We start from the raw sequence: 21,414 nt of genomic DNA on the forward strand, positions 1-21,414 counted from the left end.
TTTTCCCATCACATACCCAGATAAGCCTCGCGCACTTTCTCGTTGCTCAACAACTCACGGCCAGAGCCTACCACCACTACGCGGCCAGTTTCCAGTACGTAGCCACGGTCGGCCAGCGCCAGCGCCTGGGAAGCGTTCTGCTCCACCAAAAAGATGGTCATGCCTTCTTTTTTGAGCGCTTTGATGATATTGAAAATTTCTTCAATAATCAGCGGAGCAAGCCCCATGCTGGGTTCGTCTAGCAGCAGCAATCTGGGCTTTGCCATCAGCGCCCGGCCCATGGCCAGCATCTGCTGCTGGCCGCCAGACAGTTCGCCCGCCAGGTTGCGGCGTTTTTGGCGCAGTATGGGGAACTTCTCGTACATGCGCTCGATATCGTCTTCCACTTCGGGGCTACGGCCACGGGTGTAAGCGCCCAACAGCAAGTTATCCTCAACGCTCAGGTCTTTGAATACCTGGCGGCCTTCGGGCACCTGCACGATGCCACTGGCAACCCGTTGATCGGTCGTTATCTTTAGCAGGTCTTTGCCTTCAAAGGTGATACTGCCGGCGTCTACCGGTTGCAGCCCGGAAATGGTCATCAGCAATGTGGACTTGCCAGCACCGTTGGCGCCCACCAGTGACACAATCTCACCACTGTTGATGCAGATATCAACACCATGAAGTGCTTCAATCTGGCCGTAAGAGGTCTTCAGGCCCTTGATCGTAAGCATTTCCTCGGCAGCGTGCTGCGCAGTTCGACGTGGTACGTGACGCAACCCCAGGCCACCCAGGCGCTCCGGTGTGTAACTCACGATACGATGCCGCAGCTCACGGAACTCATCCCGCACCCGCTCGCCAAACAGCGGATCATTAGCCTGGTCACGGGATTCGGTAATCAGGCGCCAGTCGGCCTCACTGAGGAGCTTGCGCGCCCGCGGGATAACCACGCCTTCCTCTTTTTTGATGTGCTTACGCAAGGCTTCAGTAAAACGTGCCAGCGCATGGCTAAATTCCTCACGGCCGTTGGGCCAGCGCTCCATGCACACCGTCAACAGATCACGAAGCTCGTTGATTTTCTGGTCACCAATCACGTAACCATGAGCAAGCTTGTCTAGCAGCGGCTTGGTTTCCGGCGACTTGTCTCCCAGCAAACGGTACAAAACGATCTCGGCGGGGGAGCTGTGTACACGCCGAGCAAAGTGCTGAATGTAGTCAAAAATATTGTTATACAGCGTTTCATCAGGCTGTTGTTCGTTAATGTTCATATCGTGCTGAAGCTGATCCAGCAAATCGAGTATGCGCCAAAGGGCCTGGTGTTCCTGCACGATGGTGCTGATGGCCTGCACACCCAAAGTGTCTTCAGGCGCTGTGGTGGTCGGTGTTTGCGTCATTGTCATTATTCCTCGCTCCGTTTAACCGCCCAAGTAAGCTGCGATTACGTCCGGATTAGCACGAATCTGTTCCGGTGTACCTTCCGCTAGCACACGCCCGTAATTCAGCACCAGTAACCGATCGGAAATATTCATGACCAGTTTCATGTCGTGCTCTACCAACATCACGGTGATGCCCTGCTCGGCAATCTTGCGGATTAACGCCTCCAAAGCGGTGGTTTCCACCGCGTTCAAGCCGGCTGCAGGCTCATCCAAAAGAATGATTTTCGGCTCTGCCGCTAACGCACGGGCAATCTCCAGGCGCTTTAAAGCACCATAAGACATCGCCGAAGCTTCGGCATTGATGTACTCACCACAACCCACAAACGCCATCAATTCGGCAGATTTAGCGTGGGCGGCTTTTTCACCCCGGGTTAGCGCCGGCAAGCGGAAAAGCGTGGTCAGCAGATTGCTCTTCAGGGTCAGGTGGCGGCCCAGCATGACGTTTTCAATCGCCGACATATTCATGCAAATCTGCATCTGCTGAAAGGTGCGACACATACCCCGCTCTGCGAGCTGGCTGGGCTCCAGTTTTGCGATGCTTTCGCTGTTCAGCTTTACGTCACCCCCCGTGGGCGTGTATAAACCGGTAATCAGGTTGAACAGCGTGGTTTTACCCGCGCCATTCGGCCCAATCACCGAATACACTTGCCCCGCGTTTACCGCGAAGCTCACGCCTTCTACAGCATTCACACCGCCAAACGCCTTGGACAGGTTATTTACTTCCACCAGGGCCGTCATGCGTCACCTCCGGCCGACTTTGCGCGTCGTTTTGCCAGGAAGTCAGCCGCCGTTGGAAGCAGCCCTTTGGGCATGAAAATCATCGTCAGCATCAGAATCAAGCCAAACAGCACCATCTCAAACTCTTGAAAATCGGCCAGCACTTGCGGCAGTAACTCCAGCACCACAGCGCCAATGATTACCCCTAAGGTCGAACCCATGCCACCCAGCACCACCATCGTGATCAACAAAATGGAAAACTCAAAGCCTGCCACTGCGGGCGTTATAAAGCCCTGAAAATGCGCGTAAAGCGCACCCATTACGCTGGCGTAAACCGCCGAGATAACAAACACCAGGCTCTTGTACTTCGTGGTGTTAACACCCACCACGCTGGCCGCCACCTCTGAGCCGTGTACCGAGCGCAAGGCGCGACCGATAGGCGAGTCAATCAAGTTCTGTGCCAGCCAGACGGCTACCAACAACACCACGCCTGCAAAAAGGTACCAGGCCAGATCACCGCCGATATCCATGCCAAACAGGGAGTATTGGTTAAACGGGCTGAGCTCCCAGCCAAATACATCAAAGGCAGGCACCGGCATACCATCCGGCCCACCGGTCATCTCCCGCTCGTTGTTCAGAATGATGGCAATAATGAAGCCTACGGCGAGGGTCGCCATCGAAAGATAATGGCCTTTCAGGCGGAGAATCGGGCGGCCCACCACCCAGGCAATAATGCCCACGCCAACAGCGCCAATAATCAGCGCAGGTATGGCAGACCAGCCATAATGACTGGTCATGATCGCGCTGAAGTAGGCGCCCAGGCCGAAAAAACCAGCGTGCCCCAGGCTGATTTGGCCGGCAAAGCCTACCAGCAGGTTAAGCCCCACCACGGCACCGGCAATCAACGCGATTTGCGTGGCCAGGCTGTAATGAAACGGGTTGGAAATAAACAAAGGCAAAGCAAAAACCACAATGGCCAGAAACACCAAGCCCTTCAAACGGAATTCAGAGAGTCTCGCGATCATCACACCCTCTCCACAACTTTGGCGCCAAACAGGCCCCGGGGCATGAAGAACAACACCAGCAGAATCATCGAGAAGGCCACCGCGTCTTTGTAATCAGACGACAGGTAGCCCGCGGCCATGGCTTCAACCACGCCCAACGCCAAACCACCCACAACGGCGCCCACACCACTGCCCAGGCCGCCAATGGCCGCTGCCACAAAGCCTTTCAAACCAAGGATGATGCCAATATCGTAAGAAGTGAACGTAATAGGAGCGACCACAATGCCGGCGATTGAACCCAACAGTGCAGACACCATGAACGCCAGCATCAGCACCATCTGGGTGCGAATACCCACCAGGCGGGCGGCGTCTTTGTTCATGGAAGTGGCAAGAATCGCTTTACCGGTCATGGTACGGGTGAAAAAATACACCAATACCGCTACCAGCACCGCACCCACGCCCAGCACCCACAAGCTCTGACTGTTCAGTACAGCGCCAAATACTTCAATCGGTTCGTCGCCGCTGAAGTTAGGCATCACGTGGTACTTTTTGCCCCAGACCAATTGCGCCAGACCACGGATAAAAATAGACGCGCCGATGGTAATAATGATCAGCGTGACAACGTTCGCATCTTTTGCCGGTGCAATCGCCAGGCGCTGCAGGGCAATACCCATCAAACCCGCAAGAACAACCGCCAACACGATGGCAAGCAACATTGGCACACCCATGGCCGTTAAAGACACGGTTGCCATACCGCCAATCATCAAAAATTCGCCCTGGGCGAAGTTGATAACATGACTGGCGTTATAAATAAGGGTAAAGCCCAAAGCAATCAGTGCGTAAGTCGCACCGATGGTGATACCGGTAAACAGATATTGCAGAAATTCAGAGAACATAATCGGGTCCGCTCGCGCAGCGGCCAGCGGCCACCCCCAAGGGCGGCAACTGGCCTGTGGTACGGATAAGAAAGATTTAGTTAACGAGCTTCCAACTGCCATTCTGGACTTCCAGAATGCGGAATGAATCAGCAGTAAGCCCGTTATGGTCATCGGCAGACATATTGTAGGTGCCGGTTACGCCTACGTGGCCCTGAATATTTTCAAGGGCGTCACGCACGGCGGCCTTATCTGTCGTACCGGCTTTTTCGATGGCTTCTACCGCCAACATCAGGCCGTCATAGGCATAAGCGCCAAAGGTGGATACCTTAGCGTTCCAGCGAGCTTCGTATTCACTTTTGTACGCTTCTACAATCGGCTTCTGGGGGCTGGAATCCGGCAGGGATGCTGGCACCAGCAAGGGTGACGCTGGCAGCCTCAGACCCTCAGCGCTGTCACCCGCCAGTTCAAGGAAACCGTCAGAAGCGACACCGTGAGACTGGTAAAATGGCAGATCAATACTCAGCTGGGCATAGTTGCGAGTAACAATAGCGGGGCCTTGGCCAAAACCGAAGTTCAGAATGGCCTGCACACCGTCAGCGCCACGAATATTGGTCAACTGTGCAGTCATGTCGGTGTCGGAACCGCCGTAGGTTTCATCCGCAACCACGTCAATCGTGCCCATCTCTTTAGCCACCGCAAGGGTTTGCTCGCGACCGGAACTGCCAAATCCACCGGTACCGGAAATCAGACCAATTTTGGTCAAACCACGGGACTTCATATCATCCAAAATACGCTCTGCTGCCATGCGGTCAGACTGCGGCGTTTTGAATACCCACTTTTTCACCGGCGTTGTAATAACCGTCGCGCCTGCCAGCGAGATGAAAGGAATCTGGGCCTGCTCAATCATCGGCACAGCCGCCATGGTGGCACCGGTTGTACTTCCGCCGACAATAATATCCACACTGTCTGAACGAATCAGCCGGCTTGCGAAGTTTCGGGCTTTAGAGGCATTGCCAGCGTCATCGTAGTGGATCAATTCAAGTTGGCGGCCAAGTACCCCGCCTTCTTCATTAATTTTCTCGACGTACATTTCCAGGGTTTTAAGCTCTGGGTCACCCAGAAAGGATGCAGGGCCGGTCACTGACAAAAAAGATCCAATGCGGATGGGATCGGCAGCCTGGGCACTCATCGCCAACAGTCCAGCCGCTGTGATGGCTAAAAATTTCTTCGTATAATAAGCCAGTGTTCCATTCATTGTTTTTTTTCTCCACAGAATAAGGTCGGAATCATTTTGTTTTTATGCGTTTGATTTACCGACTATTACAACGAGTTCTCAAGACAGAGCTGGGTATTTTCGTATCACTTACTCCCCACCTGGAAGCCTTCCTCATTAATGATATCTAGCAGCCATCTTGCTCCAAAAACAGCGCTCACAACACAGTGCCAGCTAAATACGATACCAACAATATGTGTAATTAGAAAATATTGTATCATTACGTTGATGTCAACTGCGGCGGCCATACTAGCCGCTGCCTTTTGACCGCCAACGTTAGTTTAGATGATTGCTCACACAGTGCTCGATGGTGAACTGACCCGCCGCCTTTACCTGATGACGCCAGAGAGATAAGGTTCATTCCTCGCAATATTAAGCACTTTGATGGCGCCGAACGCTGCCAGAAAATCCTTTAAGAGAAAAACATGTCAGCAAAAAGTCAGCTTGCCAGTCTGATACAGGAATTTCAGCAACAACGCCCGGTACGTGCAGGTTCTCTGATCATCACCATTTACGGCGATGTCATTCACCCGCGCGGCGGTAATGTCTGGTTAGGCAGCGTGATGAAGCTGGTCGCGCCTATGGGCATTAGCGAGCGTCTGGTCAGGACGTCGGTTTACCGGTTGGTGCAAGAAAGCTGGTTGCAGGCTGAAAAAGTGGGTCGCTGTAGCTATTACAGCATAACCGGGGACGGCCTCAGGCGTTTCCGGCAGGCGTTTGAGCAGGTTTACAGTATTGGTGACGGCGACTGGAACGGCAGTTGGTGCCTGACATTACTGAATCAGCTTGAACCTGAACTGCGGCAAAAAGTGCGCGAAGAGCTCAAATGGCTGGGCTTTGGCAATCTATCACCCACCATCATGCAACACCCGCGCTTCAAACCCGAACAATTAACCCCGTTATTACAAGAATGGGGCGCCTTCGATGACGCTATTGTGATGCAAACCCACCCAGTTGAACCACGCAATTCAAAAGCGCTGCGCAGACAGATTAAAGAAAGCTGGAATCTGGATGAACTGGGTTTGCGCTACAAACGCTTCTTGGGAAAATTCCGCCCGCTATGGCGAGAGCTTAACAATAAAGACAACCTAAGCCCCGAAGACTGTCTAGCCGCACGGCTTCTGCTGATTCACGAATACCGAAAAATACTGTTGCGCGACCCTTTTCTGCCTGACGAGCTATTGCCAAGTGACTGGGAAGGGCACGGCGCCAAGCAGCTGTGCCAAAATCTTTACCTCGCAATTTACGCGCGCTCTGACGAATTCCTGGCCTGCAATCTGGAAAACGCATCCGGCCCGCTGCCTGTTCCGGGGGCTGGATTCTATCGCCGCTTTGGGGGGTTAGAGCCGTAAAACTTAAGCCTTCTACTCGTATCTAGGGCAACAATGTTCGCTCAAAATGCCACTTTCGGATTAGCCCAAACAGCCCAAGAACGTAGACAATAGTCTAACAAACGAAAAATAGTCATTGAATTATGTGCGCTTGGTAACTAGGTTAGTGCACGGATCCGACAACAATAAATATGTGGAGTTAATAACAATGCAAAGTAATAAATTGAGAATGGCCATTCGTGCGACGGCTGCTATAGCAGTTCTTGGTATGGCCGGTCCGGCAAGCGCCGTGAGTTTTGACGCTGGCGGCTGGGACACCAGCGTATACGGTTATGCCCGGCTGAACGCCAGTTACGATATCGATGAGGACGTTTCATCGTCTACCCGTTCGTTTGACTACAACGCAATCAATGTCGGCGCTGCTGAAGATAACGAAGCAACCGGCAGCTTCGGCGCGGACGCTTTTCAAAGCAGAATTGGTGTAAAAACAACCAGCCCCGAAGGCCTAACAGTCAACATTGAGGGCGATTTCCGCGGCAGCGGCGGTGGCTCAGTACGCCTACGTCATGCCTACGGTTCATATAAAGGCGTTCTGGCGGGTCAAACCTGGTCCAACTTTACCAGTTTCGTAGGCAACACCGGAACTCTGGACTTTGACTCCCTCCCAGGCGCTGCAGGTTACCAAAGCCGCACCGCGCAGCTACGTTACACAACTGGCCCGCTGTCCATTTCTCTAGAAGATCCAAAAGCATCGATTTCAGGAAAAGACGTTGTGACGTTTGCAGGCACACAAATTGCGACCGATGTGGATGGCAAACCAATTTATGTCGGGCGCATCACGACAAACCTCAAAACCTCCCAAGAGATAAGCTTGCCGGCAATCACAGCACGGATACAAGACTCAGCCGGAGGCCTAAATTACTCGGCTGCCGTTTTAGCACAACAACTGGGCTATGACACTGGAACAGCTGATGACACCGCCTTTGGCTATGCAACGTTTGTTGCGGCTAACATGGCTCTGTCAGACATGATCACAATTCAGGGCTCACTGAGCTACACCGATGGCGCCAGCAGCTATCTGTATCGCGCAGGAGCGATGAGTGGTTATGTTGATGCCAACGACGATATGGACACCATTTCCGGCTACGGCGGAACTATTGGTGCATCATTGAACCTCGGCGGCGGCAGCAGCGTCAACATTGGCTACGGCATGACCCAAGTGGATCTGGACGATGCTTTTGATGCCGGAGCAGTTAAAGCGACGGATGCTGAGTCTATCTCTGCAGTTATGGCAAACTACAAGTGGACCCCTGTTAAGAACGTGATGATGGGCGTTGAATACCAGTATGGTATGAAAGAAGCTCAGAATGGCGATGACGGCGACGCAAGCCGCCTGCTGTTTGCAGCTCAGTACAACTTTTAAACAGTACTGTTAAGCAAACAACGATGCCCCGGACTTCCGGGGCATCGTTGTTTCTGGCCTCACCTTTTCAAAAGCCCATCACACCACTGCTGTACCGGCGCCTCAGAAAACACCAGATCAACCGCTTCCTCTCCGCCGAACTCATGCCATTGTTTCAGGAATTTACGTTTCACTACCGTCAACACCGGTATGCCCGCATCAAGTAACTGAACGAACTCTGCACGGCAACCCCTGCCGTCGATTTCCTGCTGTCCGAAGCGGTTCACAATGGCCAGTTTTGGTGGATTGTGAACGGCCGCGCGCAAAACGCCGGTCGCATCCGCCAAGCCAGACGGATCCAGGCAGCAGGATTGCGATTCTTTGCCCAGAGTCTGGGCTATGGAGTACTCGGTGCCGGTTTCCACGTCCTGCACTGCCATAGGCTCACGGCGCAGGCCCTGCTCGTTCAGCGCCATGGCCAGGCCCGCCACGCGAATGCCCTTGCGGTTGTAATGATTGGCCAGACTGTGCAGCAGGGCGTCTACGGGCTGGCTGTCGTTGTCGTAGATAATCGCTGCCAGCTGTAATGGGTGTGCCATGAAGACCGTCCTGAAGCGTGTGTCGGCGTTTTCTGTTGAAACCACCCGCGCTATAAAACACAAAAAGGGCGCAGATTGCTCTACGCCCCTAGTGTACTGACTTGCACCGCCAAAGCGGTTGCTTTAGGTCAGGGATCGGTGCGGTTAAGCAACCGGCCCCCTCACTCTTGCTTACAGCAACAGGGTACGAATATCACCCATTAGCCGAGCCAGCGCCGAAGTAAAGCGCGCGGCGTCTGCCCCGTTCACCGCACGGTGATCGTAAGACAGTGACAACGGCAGCATCAGCCGCGGCTGGAAGACTTTACCGTCCCAAACTGGCTTCATCGCCGCTTTGGACACACCCAGTATTGCCACCTCCGGCGTATTCACGATTGGCGTAAAGGCCGTGCCTCCAATACCGCCAAGGCTGGTAATGGTAAAACAGGCGCCCTGCATTTCTGCCGGCTTCAGCTTCTTATCGCGGGCTTTCTGAGCCAGCTCTGCGCTTTCAGCCGCCAACTCCCACAGGCCTTTCTGGTCCACATTACGAATCACCGGAACCATCAAACCGTGGGGCGTATCCACTGCAATACCGATGTGGATGTACTTCTTGTGTACAACTTCTTTGCGATCCATATCCAGGGCGACGTTGAACTGGGGCAATTCAGCCAGGGCCGCGGCACAGGCCTTGAGCATGAACGGCAGCGGCGTCATTTTCACGCCTTTCTTCTCACCCAATGGCTTCAACGATTTACGGAAATCTTCCATATCGCTGATGTCGGCGTCTTCGAACTGAGTGACGTGCGGCACATTCAGCCAGCTGCGGTGCATGTTCAGCGCCGTAACAGACATCATGCGCGACATGCCTTCCCGTTCAACTTCACCAAACTGGCTGAAATCTGGCAATTTCACGCCAGGAATGCCGCTGCTGCCAGCGCCGGGCACTACGGCGCCCTGCTGTGCCTGCTGCAGCTGAGCCTTCACATAGCCGTGCACGTCGTCTTTAACAATACGGCTTTTCGGGCCGGAGCCTTTCACCCGGGCCAGGTCTGCACCCAGTTCACGGGCCAGCTTGCGAACCGCAGGGCCGGCGTGCACTTTGCTGCCAGCGGCGGGCGCCTCATAGGTCACCGAACCGGTATCCGCAGGTTTGGCTTCGGTATCGCTAGCCGCAGCCGGCTGCTTAGGCTCGGCTGGCGGCTTTTTGCCAACATCGCTGCTATCAGCTGGGGCTGAGTCGTCGGCGTCGTCGCCGTCGTCTGAGCCATCGTCAGTGATGATCATTTCCAGCAGGTCGTCGCCTTCGGAAATCTTGTCGCCTTCTTTAACCAGAATCTTGCCAATTTTGCCGGCTAAGGGCGATGGAATTTCCATGGTCGCCTTGTCGGACTCCACGGTAACCAGCGCACTTTCGACGTCAACGTCGTCGCCTTCAGACACGTTAAGCTCGATGATCGGAATGTTATCAAAACCATCGAGGCCAGACACTTTCACGGTTTCTGTGCGCGTGCCGCCGGATTTTTTCCGCGGCGCTGGCTTGCTGGCGCTGTCGTCAGACTTAGCCGGTGCGTCATCTTTGGCTCTGAGTTCAGGCTCTGGTGCGCTGTTGTCACCTGAAGCGCCATCAGAACTTGCACCATCAGAACTAAGAATACCGACAACGTCGCCCTCTTTGACCTTGTCACCCACTTTAACAGTGATCTTTACGATCTTACCCGCGCCCGGTGACGGCAACTCTACCGATGCCTTGTCGGTTTCAACCGTCAGAATCGGATCTTCTTCGACCACCGAATCACCGGCGCTGACCAGTATTTCAATCACTTCAACTTCATCTGCCCCACCTAGATCGGGGACCCTGATTTCTTGCTCGCTCATAGCGGTCTCCTTAGCGGTGCGCCGGGTTCGGTTTGTTGCGATCGATTCCGTACTTGCGCATGGCTTCAAGAACCTGCTCGTGCTTGATCTCGCCGTCTTTCGCCAGAGCAGACAGAGCCGCTACGGCAACGTGGTAACGATCAACCTCAAAGAAATCACGCAGTTTTTCACGAGTGTCGCTGCGGCCAAAGCCATCCGTACCCAGGGTCAGGAAGGTTTTGGGGATAAACGCCCGTAACTGTTCAGAGTGCAGCTTGATGTAGTCGGTAGACGACACAACCGGACCCGTCTGGTTTTCCAGGCACTGGGTGACATAGGCTTTGCGGCCCTTGTCATCCGGGTGCATCAGGTTCCAGCGCTCTACGTGCTGGCCGTCGCGGGCCAGTTCGTTAAAGCTGGTGACACTCCACACGTCAGAGCTGACGCCCCAATCGTCTTTCAGCAGCTCGGCCCCGGCATTCACTTCGTTCAGGATAGCGCCGGAGCCCAGCAACTGAACCCGCAACTTGGTCTTGCCTTTACCTTTTGCTTCCACCGAACTGAACTTGTACATCCCCTTGATGATGCCATCTGCACAACCTTCAGGCATCGCTGGCTGAACGTAGTTCTCGTTCTCCATGGTGATGTAGTAATAAACGTTGGTGTTCTCTTCGTACATTTCCTTCATGCCGTGATGAATCACCACAGCCATTTCATAGGCGTAAGCCGGATCGTAAGCTTTGCAGTTAGGAATGGTGTTGGCCAGGATATGGCTGTGACCGTCCTGGTGCTGCAAGCCCTCGCCATTCAGCGTGGTACGCCCTGCGGTGCCGCCAATCAGGAAGCCGCGAGCCTGAATGTCGCCAGCGGCCCAGGCCAGGTCGCCAACGCGCTGGAAACCGAACATGGAATAAAACGCGTAAAACGGAATCAGCGGAAAGTTGTTGTTGCTGTAGGACGTAGCAGCCGCAATCCAGGCCGCCATGGCACCGCCTTCGTTGATGCCTTCCTGCAGAATCTGACCCTTTTTGTCTTCACGGTAATACATGATCTGGTCGCGATCCTGCGGCACGTACTTCTGCCCTTCTGAGGTATAAATACCCAGCTGGCGGAACATGCCTTCCATACCAAAGGTACGGGCTTCATCGGGAACAATCGGTACAACCCGCTTGCCCACACGCTTGTCTTTTACCAACGCGCTCAGAATACGCACGAAGGACATAGTGGTGGAGATTTCACGGCCGTTGGAACCGTCCAACACTTGCTTGAAGATGTCCAGATCAGGAATTTGCAGCGGCTGGCTGTCTTTACGACGCTTGGGATAGAAACCACCCAGGTCTTGCCGGCGCTTCTTCATGTAAACCAGCTCCGGGCTGTCTGGCGCCGGGCGGTAGTAAGGTACGTCTTCCAGCTCGTCGTCTTTCAGCGGAATCGCGAAACGGTCACGGAATGACTTAAGCGTTTCTATATCAAGTTTTTTCAGCGAGTGAGCCGTGTTGGTGGCTTCGCCAGCGGCACCAAAGCCATAACCTTTGATAGTATGGGCCAGAATAACAGTCGGCTTACCATTGGCTTGTGTCGCCGCTTTCTTATAAGCCGCATACACCTTGTACGGGTCGTGGCCGCCGCGATTAAGCTTTTGAATGTCGTCGTCGGTCCAGTTTTCAATCATTTTAGCCAGCTTCGGATACTTGCCGAAAAACTGCTTGCGGGTTGCCGCCGGGCCACCGTTGGTGAAATTCTGCAGTTCGCCGTCAACCACTTCGTCCATGGCGCGCTGCATGGTGCCGTCTTCATCTTGCTCAAACAGCGGGTCCCACATGCGGCCCCAAACCACTTTGATCACGTTCCAGCCAGCACCGCGGAACGAGCCTTCCAGTTCCTGAATAATCTTGCCGTTGCCGCGTACCGGGCCATCCAGGCGCTGCAGGTTGCAGTTTATCACAAACACCAGATTGTCCAGGTTTTCACGGCTGGCTTTGGAAATACAGCCCAGAGTCTCGGGTTCGTCACATTCACCATCACCAATGAAACACCACACTTTACGATCTTCCATTTCGACCAGCTCGCGGCTGTCGAGGTACTTCATGATGTGAGCCTGGTAAATGGCCTGAATCGGGCCCAGGCCCATAGAAACCGTGGGGAACTGCCAGTAATCAGGCATCAGCCACGGGTGCGGATAGGATGACAAACCGCCGCCGTCGACTTCTTCGCGATACTTGTCTAGCTGCGCTTCTTCAAACCGGCCTTCCAAAAAGGAACGGGCGTAAATGCCCGGCGAGGCGTGGCCTTGGAAATACACAAGGTCTGACTCGCGTTTTTCGTCGCCACCGTGGAAGAAATAGTTAAAGCCTACATCATAGAGCGTGGCCGCAGACGAAAAGGTGGAAATATGACCACCCAGATCACCCGGACGTTTGCCGGCACGCACAACCATCGCCATGGCGTTCCAACGGATCAGGGAACGAATACGGCGTTCCATGAACAGGTCACCCGGCATACGTGCTTCTTGTGCAAGCGGGATCGTATTGCGGAATGGTGTGGTGATGGCATACGGCAGCTGGGTGCCGTCACGGCTTGCACGTTCAGCAAGGCGCTCCAGAATGTACTTGGCTCGGTCTACACCTTCCTGCTCGATCAGTGATTCGAGTGCGTCAAGCCACTCCGTGGTTTCAATCGGATCGTCGTCCTGGTACATCAAACCCTCCATTAGGCATCTATATAAGTGCTGCCCAGTCGCCGTACATCACGGGCTGCGCTGCTGAGTCAGTCAGTGGGGCTTGCGGCGTTGGGGCCGTAGCGCCGATTAATTGTTCATAAACAAGCATAGGTCAGGTTTCACAATTTGCGTTTGGCAGATCGCAAACTGCTTTTGGAATTGACCGGCATTGTAGTTTTTTTACTACAATTTATCGAAATTTTTTGGTTAACCCTGAAAAAATCTGGAAAAATAGGAATTAATTTCGATTCCTTACGGAATAATGACGTTTTTACACCTTCCAGACAAGTCACACCCGACCAAGGTCGAACACTGTTGACTCTATGCGACTTCGTTTGCAACCCTGAACCTTCTACGTTTCACTTTGAATAATATGAAAAAAACGGGCTTACCGTGAGGTGAGCCCGTTTTTTGCTTAAAGACTAAATTGCTACTTAATGCATCAAGGTATACAACTTGCGCCGGTAGGTGCGCACGTCGGCATTGTTGTTTCCCAGCTTTTCAAACAGCTCCACCAACGTTGTCTTGGCCACTTCATTTTTATACTTGCTGTCTACCTGAATCAGGCGAATCAACAGCTCCATGGCCTCGGCGTTGTTTTCTTTTAATACATTATGCAGCGCCAACATGTGCAGCGCGTTAGGGTCTTGTGGGTCCTGCTCCAGAGCCATTTCCAGGTCGGTCTGGGGCGGCAGTTCTGCGGACTGTTTCAAAAACTTGGTGCGGGCCGCCAGCTGTTTGGCCTGGTGCTGCAATTTTTCTTCCGGAGGCAGACTGTTGTAAATTTGTTCGGCGGTGTCCAGATCACCCATTTCGGCTTTGATCTGAGCCAGGTCAATCAGCACTTTCAGGTTTTCCGGATCTTTCTGGTTCATATCGCCCAAAATGGCCAGGGCGCCATCAAGATTGCCCTCCTCCCAGAGCGCGTGAGCTTTTTCGAAAGGGTCCTCGGCGGGCGCCTCTACATACTTGTCCAGCACTTTGCGGATCTCGCTCTCCGCTAACGCACCGTTAAAATCGTCTACCGCCTGGCCATCTTTCACCAAAATAACGGTTGGCAGACTTCGCACACCCAAGCTGGAGGCAAGTTGTTCTTGCTGGTCGGCATTCACTTTGGCCAGTAAAAAGGCGCCCTTATACTCTTCGGCCAACTTTTCCAGCAGTGGCATCAGCTGTTTACAAGGCGCGCTCCATTCCGCCCATACGTCTACCAGAACGGGTGTTGTCGCAGAGGCTTCCATCACCTGCTGCTGGAAGTTTTCCATTGTGGCTTCGAATATATAAGAAGGGTTGCTCATTGGGACACCTGAATCTGTCGCTGTTTATAGATACAGCTAAGATGGGGAGCGCGGCGGCGAAATTCAAGAGGAACAGGCCAAAGGGGTTAATAAGCGGCCTTGAAAATCAGAGTTTTGGCAGCAAATAAACAGCAAACGTTCGACACTGAATACACGACGCCGAACACACCCAGTACCGGGAAGCCAAGTAGCATGACAGACGACAACAGCAATGACTCTCTGGAACAGCTCGAAGAAGATATAACCGAGTACATAGGCAAAGACGAACACAGCAAAGACCTGGCACTGTCTGAGCAGACGCTGCCCAAGCGTCTGTACCTGCTGCCGGTGTCTAACCGGCCGTTTTTCCCCGCCCAGGTACAGCCTGTCGTGGTCAATCAAAACCCCTGGCACGAAACCCTGAAAAAAGTGAGGGAGACCGATCACGGCATGTTGGGCATTTGCTACGTTGACAACGAAGCCAGTGAAAAAGGCGTGCCTGACAGCAAAGATCTGGCCACCATGGGCTGCGCTGTGCGCGTGCACCACGCTCAGCAAAAAGACGGCAAGGTTCAGTTTATTGCACAGGGCTTACAGCGCTTTCGCATTGTGCGATGGCTGCGTCGCCGCCCACCCTACCTGGTGGAAGTGGAATACCCGCAAGAACCGGCCGAAGACCTGGATGAAACCAAGGCCTATACAATGGCCGTTATCAGCGCCATTAAAGAGCTGCTGCGCACCAACCCGCTGTATGGCGAGGAAGTGAAGCAGTACCTGACGCGCTTCGGCCCGGAGGACAGTTCACCGTTGACCGACTTCGGCGCATCGATGACCAGCGAACCTGGCGCGAAATTGCAGGAAGTACTGGATACCGTACCGCTGTTGCAACGCATGGATAAAGTGCTGCTGCTCATGCGTAAAGAGCTGGAAGTGGCCAAGCTGCAGTCTGAAATTAGCGCGGAAGTGAACCAAAAGGTACAAAAGCACCAACGCGAGTTCTTTCTGAAAGAACAGCTGAAAGTAATTCAACGCGAACTGGGCATGTCAAAAGATGACAAAACTGCTGACGCCGAGCGCTTCGAAGGGCGCATGGCGGAACTAGACCCGCCCGAAGCGGTGCGCGAACGTTTTGATGAAGAACTGCAAAAACTGCGAATTCTTGAACAGGGCTCGCCGGAGTATGGTGTTACCCGCAATTATCTGGACTGGATAACCCAAGTGCCTTGGGGCCAGCACTCACAGGATCATTTCGACCTCGCCGAGGCGCGACACATTCTGGACAAAGACCATGACGGCCTGGGCGATGTAAAAGACCGCATTATCGAGTTTCTGGCAGAGGGCAGCTTCAAAAAAGAAGTCAGCGGCACCATCCTGCTGTTGGTGGGCCCGCCGGGCGTGGGCAAAACGTCCATCGGCCATTCGGTGGCAGACGCGCTGGGGCGCAAGTTCTATCGCTTTAGCGTAGGCGGCATGCGTGACGAAGCCGAAATTAAAGGCCATCGACGCACCTATATTGGCGCCATGCCGGGCAAATTCGTGCAAGCACTGAAAGACACAAAAGTGGCCAACCCGGTCATTATGCTGGATGAAATCGACAAGATTGGCGCGTCTTACCAGGGCGACCCGGCCTCTGCCCTGCTGGAAACTCTCGACCCGGAGCAGAACCGCGAGTTTCTGGACCACTATCTGGATGTGCGCATGGATTTGTCGAAAGTGCTGTTCATCTGCACCGCCAATCAACTGGATACCATACCGCGACCGCTGCTCGACCGCATGGACGTGATTCGCCTGTCTGGCTATATAGCGGAAGAAAAGCTGGCGATCGCCAAGCACCACCTGTTACCCAAACTGCTGAAACGCGCTGGACTGCTTAAAAAGCAGATGAACATTTCTGACGCCGCCATAAAACAGGTGATTGAGGGCTATGCCCGTGAAGCCGGGGTGCGTGGTCTGGAAAAGATGCTGCACAAAATCATCCGCAAGGGTATCGTCAAGTTGCTCGAAAATCCTGACTTACCCATTCGCGTTGGCATTGCCGACGTACAGGAATACCTGGGGCAACCTGTCTTCCGCAAAGAAAAATCCATGAAGGGCATCGGCGTAGTCACGGGTTTAGCCTGGACCTCCATGGGCGGCGCTACGCTCAGCATTGAGGCCTCGCGCATTCACAGCAGCCAGCGCGGTTTCAAACTGACCGGACAGCTGGGGGATGTGATGCGTGAATCCGCCGAGATTGCCTACAGCTTTGTCGCGTCTAATTTGAAACGCTATAAAGGCGACCCGGTGTTTTTTGACAAATCGCTAGTGCACCTGCACGTGCCGGAAGGCGCCACGCCGAAAGACGGCCCAAGCGCAGGCGTCACTATGGCCACAGCGCTGCTGTCGATTGCTCGCCGTGAAGCGCCGCAGCAAAACATCGCCATGACCGGTGAACTAACACTGACCGGGCAGGTACTGCCAGTAGGGGGAATACGGGAAAAAGTGATCGCCGCCCGACGGCAGAAAATCAACCAGTTGATTCTACCAGAGGCCAATCGAGGCGATTACGACGAACTGCCAGGATATTTGAAAGAAGGCATTGCGGTCAGTTTTGCGAAACACTACAGCGATGTGTTCCAGGTTTGCTTTGGCCAACAACCGAAGAAGGGTGCAGTTATGCACTGATGCACTGATGCACTGGCCGCCACTTTTCATCCCGGTTTGCCGTTTTACCATGGAGCCTTGCTTAGAGGCTCACTTTCAGCCATCTTCGCGCAGCACCGGGCTTACATCCGGAGCCGGCGATGCGTCTATATGGTCTGCGTCCATCATCTTAGCCACTCGCTGCAGCGAGGTCAGAATCATGGTTTGCTCCCACTCCGCCAAGGCCTGATATTTTTAATGAAGTCTTCTTGCAGCGGATTGGGCGCACGGGCCAGAATCTCGTCGCCGGCTTCGGTCAGGTGGGCGTGTACTTTGCGCTTGTCCTCAGTGCTGCGAACCCGGTACACCAAGTTGCGCAATTTCAAGCGATCTAAAATAGTGGTGACTGTGGCCTGGCTAAGGCTGACTTTATTAGCGATGGTGCTAATAGTGACCTGGCCCAAATCCCGTATGGTCCGCATAATCAGCAACTGAGGCGCGGTCAGCCCGGAACTTTTGCTCAACCGTTTCGAGTGCAAATCTGTTGCACGGATTACCCGACGTAATGCTAATAATATTTCGTCGTAACTGGTCAACGCGCCGCTCCTGCCATGCTGATACTATCCGTACTGAGAATTATTGATATCACGATCTGTTGCAAAACCACTAATTGCCAACACTTTTTTAAAGCCCAGACAGCAATCGAATTGAAGACAAGCGGCGATTTGCAGGGCAAGATAACACTCGTGCAAAGCCTCCGCTTGACAACAACCAAGAGGTGGTGTTTTGTTAATGTCTGTGCACTACAATAAAACCCTGATTACAGGAAACTGATAATGAAAAACAACGTTAAAAAGCTCGTAACAGCCATCGCCACATCCGCGGCTCTTATGGGCGCAGGTGCCGCCGTAGCAGACATTAAAATAGGCATTGCCGGCCCCATGACAGGGCCGGTTGCGCAGTACGGCGATATGCAGTTTTCTGGCGCGCGTATGGCCATCGAGCGCATTAATGCCGCTGGCGGTGTTATGGGTGAAAACCTGGTAGCGGTTGAATACGACGACGTGTGTGACCCAAAGCAGGCCGTGACCGTTGCCAACGCTTTGGTCAACGACGGCGTGAAATACGTGATAGGTCACCTGTGTTCCAGCTCTACCCAGCCGGCGTCTGATATCTACGAAGACGAAGGCATTCTAATGATCACCCCGGCCTCCACCAGCCCGGACATCACCGCTCGCGGTTATGAACTGTTATTCCGCACCATCGGCCTGGACAGCATGCAGGGCCCAGTCGCCGGAGAGTATTTGGCCAGTCTGAACCCCAAGAAAGTCGCGGTTATCCACGACAAACAGCAGTACGGTGAAGGCATTGCCACCGCCGTGCGCGACACCTTAAAAGACGCTGGCGTCGAAATAGCCATGTTTGAAGGCATTACCGCAGGCGATAAAGACTTTTCATCGCTGGTGACGAAACTCAAACAGGCTCAAGTTGATTATGTGTACTATGGCGGCTATCACCCCGAATTGGGTCTGATTCTGCGTCAAGCTCGCCAGGCGAGCCTGGACGCTGTATTTATGGGTCCTGAAGGCGTTGGCAACAAAGACATCAACACCATTGCCGGCGAAGCCGCTGAAGGCCTGCTGGTTACCCTGCCGCCCGCTTTCGACGAAAAAGACGAGAACAAAGATCTGGTTGCCGCGTTTGCGGACAAAAACGAAGATCCCTCCGGTCCATTTGTACTAACTTCCTACGCAGCTGTTCAGCTAGTAGCTGAAGGCATCGAAAAAGCAGGTTCCCAAGACCCGTTTGAAGTGGCTGCCGCACTGCGCGCCAACAGCTTCGAAACGCCTATTGGCACCGTTCAGTACGACGAAGCCGGCGACATGAAGTCGTTCGAATTTGTGGTTTATGAATGGCACTCAGACGGTAGCAAGACTCCGGTCAGTAACTAACGCGGGCCCCCAAACCCGCAGTTGTCGCGCGGGCGCAAACCCGGCGGCAGCGCTGAAAGAGACGACACCCCGAAGCCTGCCGAAGGCTGCGGGGTGTCTTTCCAAGCTTCTGATCTCAACGTTAATTGCGCAGCGCCCTTGCCTGTTGCGCGCTTAGATGGCCGTCAGAAGTCGATTTCCGGAGATGGCACCCCATGCAAGACCTTCTATACTTCTCTCAGCAGCTTATTAATGGACTGACAATAGGCAGCGCCTACGCCCTGATTGCCATCGGCTACACCATGGTTTACGGCATTATCGGAATGATCAACTTCGCCCACGGCGAAATTTATATGATTGGCGCCTACACCGCGCTCATCGCCATCACCGGTTTGACGACCCTTGGCATTGCCTGGTTACCGCTGGTGCTGGTTGTGGCTCTGGTTTGCGCCATTCTTGTATCCAGTTCTATGGGCTGGGCAGTAGAACGAGTGGCCTATCGGCCTGTGCGCGGTCGGCACCGCTTGATCCCGCTGATTTCCGCCATTGGAATGTCCATTTTTTTGCAAAATTACATGCACCTGGCTCAAGGTTCCCGCAACGTCGGTTTTCCCTTACTGATCGAAGGCGGTTTCAATTTTGGTTCGGAAGGCGCCTTCCAGATGTCGCTGTCGTACATGCAAATCACCATCTTCGTAACCACCTTGGTCTGTATGACCGTGCTATCGACGTTTATCTCGCGCTCACGCACCGGTCGCGCTTGCCGCGCCGTATCCCAAGATCTGGGCATGGCTAACCTGCTGGGCATAGACACCAACCGCATCATATCCGCCACCTTTATTATTGGCGCCGCATTGGCAGCGGTTGCCGGTCTGTTGCTGGGCATGTACTACGGCTCGGTCGATCCGTTGTTTGGGTTTATCGCTGGTTTAAAGGCGTTTACCGCAGCGGTACTGGGCGGTATTGGCAGCATTCCGGGTGCGATGCTGGGCGGGCTTATTCTAGGCATTGCTGAAAGCATGACGTCAGGCTATTTGAGTGGTGAATACAAAGACGTCATCTCGTTCAGCTTGCTGATCCTGATTTTGCTGTTCAAACCGACCGGCCTACTGGGCAAGCCAGAGGTTGAAAAAATCTGATGGCGACTTCTAATGTTCGGCACGCACTTTTTTGTGCCATCGTAACCATTGTTATTTCTTACCCCATTTTGGGGCTGAATCTGGAAGCCGAAGGGATCAATATTGTCCTGACTGGCACCGACGCCACTACCATTGTGGCCATTGCGTGTGCAGCCCTGATGGTGTTTTTGTTTCAGCTTTTCCGCGACAGCGTGATGGGCAAACTGGGCGCCGTGAGTGACCTGAACCCGCTGACCGGCCGCAAGCCCATGGAGCAAGACAAACGGGCAAAGCTTGAAAGCTGGGTACTGACCGGGTTGGTCGTTGTGGCGCTGTTCTGGCCATTTTTCTCGTCCCGCGGCGCGGTTGACCTGGCCACTCTGGTGCTGATTTACGTGATACTGGCGCTGGGCCTGAACGTTGTGGTGGGTCTGGCTGGCCTGTTGGACCTGGGCTACGTGGCTTTTTACGCTGTAGGTGCCTACACCTTTGCCTTGCTGTCGCAGTATTACGGCATTTCGTTCTGGATGGCGCTGCCCTTGGGCGCTTTGCTGGCAGGACTATTCGGCCTGCTTCTGGGTTTTCCGGTGCTAAGGCTAAGGGGCGACTACCTAGCCATTGTGACCCTGGGTTTTGGCGAAATCATCCGCATACTTCTGAACAACTGGACCAACGTGACCGGCGGGCCTAACGGCATTGGCGGCATTCCCGACCCTACCCTGTTCGGAATGGAATTTGGCCGACGTGTTAAAGAAGAGGGTAATACCTCGTTTCACGAAACCTTCGGCATCGCCTACAGCGGCGAACACAAAGTCATATTCCTGTACCTGATTGCCCTGGTACTAGCCATTATCACCGCGCTGATTATTCGCCGGTTGATGAAAATGCCGGTAGGCCGCGCCTGGGAGGCTCTACGTGAAGATGAAATTGCCGCACGTTCCCTGGGCCTCAGCCGCACTGCGGTAAAGCTGTCGGCGTTTACCATTGGCGCTTTCTTTGCGGGTTTTGCCGGCACCATATTTGCCTCGAAACAGGGCTTTATAAGCCCGGAATCTTTCGTGTTCCTGGAATCAGCTATTATTCTAGCCATTGTGGTGCTGGGCGGCATGGGCTCGCAAATTGGCGTAATACTCGCGGCCATTGCCGTCACCATACTGCCCGAGCTGGCACGGGAGTTTTCTGAATACCGCATGTTGATCTTTGGTGCCGCCATGGTGCTGATGATGATCTGGCGACCACAGGGATTGGTGCCCATGCGCCGTCTTCACATCACCCTAAAAACGCAGGAATAA

Annotated in this window: 15 protein-coding genes and 2 pseudogenes; 6 read left to right on the forward strand and 11 right to left on the reverse strand. The window is 53.9% G+C overall.

The annotated features are described in order from the left end of the window. Window positions 1-8: 8 nt before the first annotated feature. The 6 genes and pseudogenes from MRBBS_RS20130 to MRBBS_RS15855 form a co-directional block, all read right to left on the reverse strand. The gene (locus MRBBS_RS20130) at window positions 9-713 is read right to left on the reverse strand and encodes an ABC transporter ATP-binding protein (protein WP_041635677.1); all 705 of its coding nucleotides are present in this window, start codon (window positions 711-713) and stop codon (window positions 9-11) included. 210 nt (window positions 714-923) lie between these two features. Further along, window positions 924-1,379 (reverse strand): annotated as a pseudogene (locus MRBBS_RS20135) (hemerythrin domain-containing protein); the annotation flags it as partial. 15 nt (window positions 1,380-1,394) lie between these two features. Then, window positions 1,395-2,153, reverse strand: a complete 759-nt coding sequence (locus MRBBS_RS15840) for an ABC transporter ATP-binding protein (RefSeq protein WP_014872589.1) — start codon at window positions 2,151-2,153, stop codon at window positions 1,395-1,397. Continuing rightward, entirely contained in the window at window positions 2,150-3,157 is a 1,008-nt protein-coding gene (locus MRBBS_RS15845; RefSeq protein ID WP_014872590.1) for a branched-chain amino acid ABC transporter permease, read from the reverse strand. The genes MRBBS_RS15840 and MRBBS_RS15845 overlap by 4 nt, the downstream gene beginning before the upstream one ends. Then, window positions 3,157-4,032 (reverse strand): branched-chain amino acid ABC transporter permease, encoded by an 876-nt coding sequence (locus MRBBS_RS15850; RefSeq protein ID WP_014872591.1) that lies wholly within the window; start codon window positions 4,030-4,032, stop codon window positions 3,157-3,159. The genes MRBBS_RS15845 and MRBBS_RS15850 overlap by 1 nt, the downstream gene beginning before the upstream one ends. 76 nt (window positions 4,033-4,108) lie before the next feature. Further along, window positions 4,109-5,269, reverse strand: a complete 1,161-nt coding sequence (locus MRBBS_RS15855) for an ABC transporter substrate-binding protein (protein ID WP_014872592.1) — start codon at window positions 5,267-5,269, stop codon at window positions 4,109-4,111. 443 nt (window positions 5,270-5,712) lie between these two features. On the opposite strand from MRBBS_RS15855, the gene paaX reads away from it, so the two are divergent. Further along, entirely contained in the window at window positions 5,713-6,639 is a 927-nt protein-coding gene (gene paaX, locus MRBBS_RS15860) for a phenylacetic acid degradation operon negative regulatory protein PaaX (protein ID WP_014872593.1), read from the forward strand. Between the two features lie 187 nt (window positions 6,640-6,826). Further along, window positions 6,827-8,041 (forward strand): DcaP family trimeric outer membrane transporter, encoded by a 1,215-nt coding sequence (locus MRBBS_RS15865; RefSeq protein ID WP_014872594.1) that lies wholly within the window; start codon window positions 6,827-6,829, stop codon window positions 8,039-8,041. 59 nt (window positions 8,042-8,100) lie between these two features. Here MRBBS_RS15865 and MRBBS_RS15870 read toward each other — a convergent pair whose 3' ends face one another. The 4 genes from MRBBS_RS15870 to MRBBS_RS15885 form a co-directional block, all read right to left on the reverse strand. Then, window positions 8,101-8,619 carry a DUF2478 domain-containing protein gene (locus tag MRBBS_RS15870; protein ID WP_014872595.1) on the reverse strand — a complete coding sequence of 173 codons (519 nt, stop codon included), beginning with the start codon at window positions 8,617-8,619 and terminating at the stop codon, window positions 8,101-8,103. 171 nt (window positions 8,620-8,790) lie between these two features. Next, window positions 8,791-10,476 carry a dihydrolipoyllysine-residue acetyltransferase gene (locus tag MRBBS_RS15875; RefSeq protein ID WP_014872596.1) on the reverse strand — a complete coding sequence of 562 codons (1,686 nt, stop codon included), beginning with the start codon at window positions 10,474-10,476 and terminating at the stop codon, window positions 8,791-8,793. A gap of 10 nt (window positions 10,477-10,486) precedes the next feature. Continuing rightward, window positions 10,487-13,153 (reverse strand): pyruvate dehydrogenase (acetyl-transferring), homodimeric type, encoded by a 2,667-nt coding sequence (gene aceE, locus MRBBS_RS15880; RefSeq protein ID WP_014872597.1) that lies wholly within the window; start codon window positions 13,151-13,153, stop codon window positions 10,487-10,489. Window positions 13,154-13,608: 455 nt separating this feature from the next. Next, window positions 13,609-14,472 (reverse strand): thioredoxin family protein, encoded by an 864-nt coding sequence (locus MRBBS_RS15885; protein WP_014872599.1) that lies wholly within the window; start codon window positions 14,470-14,472, stop codon window positions 13,609-13,611. Window positions 14,473-14,664: 192 nt separating this feature from the next. Here MRBBS_RS15885 and lon point away from each other — a divergent pair, with 192 nt between their 5' ends. Next, window positions 14,665-17,115, forward strand: coding sequence for an endopeptidase La (lon, locus tag MRBBS_RS15890; RefSeq protein WP_014872601.1), 2,451 nt, complete (start codon window positions 14,665-14,667; stop codon window positions 17,113-17,115). 75 nt (window positions 17,116-17,190) lie between these two features. Here lon and MRBBS_RS15895 read toward each other — a convergent pair. Further along, window positions 17,191-17,669: pseudogene (locus tag MRBBS_RS15895) on the reverse strand (MarR family winged helix-turn-helix transcriptional regulator). 240 nt (window positions 17,670-17,909) lie between these two features. Between MRBBS_RS15895 and MRBBS_RS15900 the strand changes: the two are divergent. The 3 genes from MRBBS_RS15900 (at window position 17,910) to livM (ending at window position 21,414) form a co-directional block, all read left to right on the forward strand. Then, window positions 17,910-19,025: a branched-chain amino acid ABC transporter substrate-binding protein gene (locus MRBBS_RS15900; protein WP_014872604.1), complete on the forward strand. Its 1,116-nt coding sequence runs from the start codon at window positions 17,910-17,912 to the stop codon at window positions 19,023-19,025. A 194-nt stretch (window positions 19,026-19,219) separates the two neighbouring features. Further along, the gene (livH, locus tag MRBBS_RS15905) at window positions 19,220-20,143 is read left to right on the forward strand and encodes a high-affinity branched-chain amino acid ABC transporter permease LivH (RefSeq protein WP_014872605.1); all 924 of its coding nucleotides are present in this window, start codon (window positions 19,220-19,222) and stop codon (window positions 20,141-20,143) included. Next, on the forward strand, window positions 20,143-21,414 hold the full coding sequence (gene livM, locus MRBBS_RS15910) for a high-affinity branched-chain amino acid ABC transporter permease LivM (RefSeq protein ID WP_014872606.1): 1,272 nt from the start codon (window positions 20,143-20,145) through the stop codon (window positions 21,412-21,414). Before livH ends, livM begins: the two co-directional genes overlap by 1 nt.

This window comes from Marinobacter sp. BSs20148 (assembly GCF_000283275.1).
GTDB classification, from domain to species: Bacteria; Pseudomonadota; Gammaproteobacteria; order Pseudomonadales; family Oleiphilaceae; genus Marinobacter; species Marinobacter psychrophilus.